This is a genomic window from Salipiger sp., assembly GCF_059781815.1.
Genome location: NZ_JBYNAH010000328.1, coordinates 1 through 3,701, shown reverse-complemented (window position 1 = coordinate 3,701; position 3,701 = coordinate 1). Strand labels below are relative to the sequence as shown.

General features: G+C 70.6%; 2 protein-coding genes. Both read right to left on the bottom strand.

The window, feature by feature from the left end:
• The coding region (locus AC6RA4_RS24005; protein ID WP_500164608.1) for a preprotein translocase subunit SecA at window positions 1–1,668 on the bottom strand (1,668 nt) is incomplete at its 3' end.
• A partial coding sequence (locus AC6RA4_RS24000; protein ID WP_500164606.1) for a PqqD family peptide modification chaperone occupies window positions 1,661–3,701 on the bottom strand: 2,041 nt, incomplete at its 5' end. The genes AC6RA4_RS24000 and AC6RA4_RS24005, both read right to left, overlap by 8 nt.

The following is a 3,701-nucleotide window of genomic DNA, read 5'->3' as shown; positions in this document are numbered from 1 at the left end:
CTTGATGTCGGTGCCGCGCCCGGCCATGTTGGTCGCCACCGTCACCGCGCCGCGCTGCCCGGCCAGCGCCACCACCGCCGCCTCGTCGGCATCCTGCACCGCGTTCAGCAGCTGGTGGGGGATGCCGGCCCGGGCAAGCTCGGCGCTGATCCGCTCCGAGGCCCCGACCGAGCGGGTGCCGATCAGCACCGGCGTTCCGCTGGCGTGCAGCTCGGCGGTGCGGGCGGCGATGGCACGCCACTTGTCAGCCTCGCCGGCGAAGATCCGGTCGCGGCCAAAGCTGCGCCGGTCGCCCTTGTGCGGCGGGATGCGGATCACCCCGAGCCCGTAGACCGAGTAAAGCTCCCACGCCGCGTCGCTGGCGGTGCCGGTCATCCCGGCAAGGCGCTGGTAGCGGCGGAACACCCGCTGGTAGCTGATCCGCGAGAGGGTGGCGCGTGGCTCCGTCGGCTCGACCTCTTCCTTCAGCTCGATCATCTGGTGCAGCCCCTCGGACCAGCTCCGGTCCTCTTGGATGCGGCCGGTGTTCTCGTCGACGATCTGCACCTTGCCGTCGCGCAGCACGTAATCGTTGTCGCGGTGGAAGAGGTGGATTGCCGACAGCGCCTGCACCACGGCATGATCGCGGATCACCGCAACCCGGAACGGCCCGCTGCCATATTCGCCCATGATCTCGAGCCGCTCGGCGCCCTTGGGGGTGATCTCGATCCGGCGCTCGTTGGGATGGATGCGGTAATCCTTGCCCTCGTCGAGCTGGCGGGCTGCGCGCAGCGCCTTGCGCAGGAAGCCCGGATCCTGATTGCGCGCGACCTCGGTGGTGCCGGAAATCACCAGCGGCGTGCGGGCCTCGTCGATCAGCACCGAGTCCGCCTCGTCGATCAGCGCGAAATGCAGCCCGCGCATGCGCAGCACCGCGCCCGGCCCCTCGGCCGAGAGCCGCTCGACCTTGCGGCGCAGGTTGCCGGGGTTGCGGCGCAGCACCATGCGGTCGCGCAGATAGTCGAAGGCGATCTCCTTGTTGGCGCCGAAGACGATGTCGGCGCGGTAGATCTGCGCGCGCTCGGCCTCCTGCTGGCCCGCCTGCACGACGCCGGTGGAGAGGCCGAGGAAATCGTAGAGCGGGCGCATCAGGTCGCGGTCGCGCAGCGCGAGGTAGTCGTTCACGGTGATCACGTGCACCGGCACGCCCGCCAGCGCCATGGTGCAGCTTGCCAGCGTAGCGCAGAGCGTCTTGCCCTCGCCGGTGCGCATCTCGGCCACCGCGCCGCGCAGCATGGCGAAGGCGCCAAGCAGCTGCACGTCGAAATGGCGCATCCCGAGGGTCCGCCCGGCCGCCTCGCGCAGGAGCGCGAAGGCCGGGCCGAGCAGTTCCGCATCGGGCAGCCCCTGCGCCAGCGCCAGCCGCAGAGGCGCGCGCAGCGCCTCGGCGGCGGCGCGTAGCTCCGCGTCGGTGAGCGCGGCAAGTGCCGGTTCGTGGCGGGCGGTCTCGGCGATGATGGCGCCCAGCCGGTGACGGCGCAGCCCCGCGATGCGCGCCACGCCAAGGCCGAGCAGCTTGCGCCCGAGCCGGTCGAGACGGCCCTCCTCGCTCTCGGGGCGCTCGGCATAGTCCGCGATACGCGGCAGGGTGAGGCGCGGGCCGGGGCGGGGGGCTGTGAGCTCAGACATTGAAGCGCTTGAGGAACAGTTGGCGCAGCGCCCGGCCCAGTCGGAGGCCGACCGGCGCGTCGCCGTGATCGAAGCGCACGATGGCGCGTTCGCCGACGAAGGGCAGAGCGCCGGGCGCGGTGGTGGCGACGTCGAAGAGGAACAGGCTCTGGACGGTGCGGGTCCGGTCGGGATCGTCTGGATCGAGCGCGAAGGGCCCGCCCGCCTGTGTCGAAAGCGCGGGCGAGGGCAGGCGGTTCAGCCCCTCGGGCGAGGTGCCGACGATGCGGGCGGAGATCTCGACTCCGGGCCGGCGTTCGAGCCTCAGGCTGACATGGTCGCTGGCGCGGACCAGCTCGGCGGTCTGCTGCGGCACCGCGACCCGGTAGCGCGTGGTGCCTTCTGGCAGCAGGTAGCCCAGCACCGCGCCCTTGTGCATCAGCCGCCCCGTCAGGTCGTCCGCCTGCGGGATCATCGCCATGCCGTCGCGCGGGGCGGTGACGGTGAGCGCGGCGGCGCGCTCGTCGTAGAGCCTCAGCCGGCCCTCGAGATGTGCCACCTGCTCGCGCAGGAGCTTGGCCTGCACCTGATCCGAGGCAGCGACCGCGGCGAGCTTGAGCCGCATCTCGGCGAGCCGCGCGGCGGCCAACGCGCGCTCGGCGTCAAGGATCGGGTCCTCCATGCGCAGAAGCGTGGTGCCGGCGCTGACGCTGGCCTGCTCCACTGGGGTCTCGGCGACGAAGCCGTCGGTGGCGGCGCGCAGGATCTGGTCATCCTCGAGCCAGACCACCCCCGTGGCCAGCGTGCGGTGCGGCACCGGCAGGGCAAAGATCGCCGCGACAACGGCGGCGGCAAGCCCGCCCGAGATCGCCAGCGCGCGCAGCCGGCGGCCACGCAGCGAGCCCGCGGTGAAGAGGAAGGTGAGCCCCTTCCAGAGCGGGAAGAGGAAGACATTCGAGAGCGCCCAGATCGCCAGAAGCACCCCGATGAAGAAGAACTTCGAGGCCACCACCAGCGCGATCGTGATGGAAATGCCGATGCGGTAGACGAAGGCGGCGATGGCGTAGAACAGGAACCATCCGCGCTCGCCCTTGGCGGTGACCGGGCTCTGCGCAGTGCGCAGGCCGAGCAGGTAGCGCTGCGCGAGGTACCAGAAATATCTGTTGGAGCGCTGGCCGAGATTGGGGATCTCGAGAATATCGGTCAGTACGAAATAGCCGTCGAAGCGCAAGAGCGGGTTGCCGTTGAAGAACAGCGTCGAGACCCCGCCGATCAGCATGACGTTGAAGGCGAAGGCGCGCACCATGCCGGGTTCGACATTGATCCAGATGATCATCGCCAGCGCCGCGAGCGCCAGCTCGACCATGATGCCGGCCCCGCCGACCACCGCGCGGCGCCATTTCTCGGGGAAGGCGGCGGAGGCCGAGGCATCCACGTAAGGCACCGGGATGAAGACCAGGAACATCACCCCGATCTCGTGCACCTCGCCGCCCCAGGCCTTGGTGGCGTAGGCGTGGCCCAGCTCGTGGATCGCCTTGACCAGCGGAAAGGCCAGCGCCACCAGCAGGAGGTTCTCGGCCGAGAGCACCCGGTCGATTACCCCGCCAAGCAGCTCCTCGGCATGGAGTGCTGCCAGCGTCACGCCGGCCAGTACCAGCATCAGCCACGCCACGAAGCCCCAGACCGTGAAGACCGGACGGACCAGCGCGACGGTGCGGTCGAGAAAGGCGTCGGGATCGAAGAGCGGCAGGCGCAGCGCCAGCGGGTTGCGCAGGCGCGCGATCAGCGACTGCCGCGCCTGATCGTGGTGCCGGCGGCCCATCTCGGCGATGTCGGGGGGCACGTCGCCGGCGATCAGGTCGGCGCCGTGCAGCTGCGCCAGCAGGCGGATCACCTCGGACTGGGTCGGCGGATCGTCTTCGAACCGGGCGCAGGCGGCCTCCCAGAGCGTCTGTACCGTACGCCGCCCGTCCATCAGCGACAGCATCAGGTTGGCCGCCGGGCTGAGCCGGTGATAGCGGCCCGAGTGGCTGTCCTGCACCACGAACCATGTC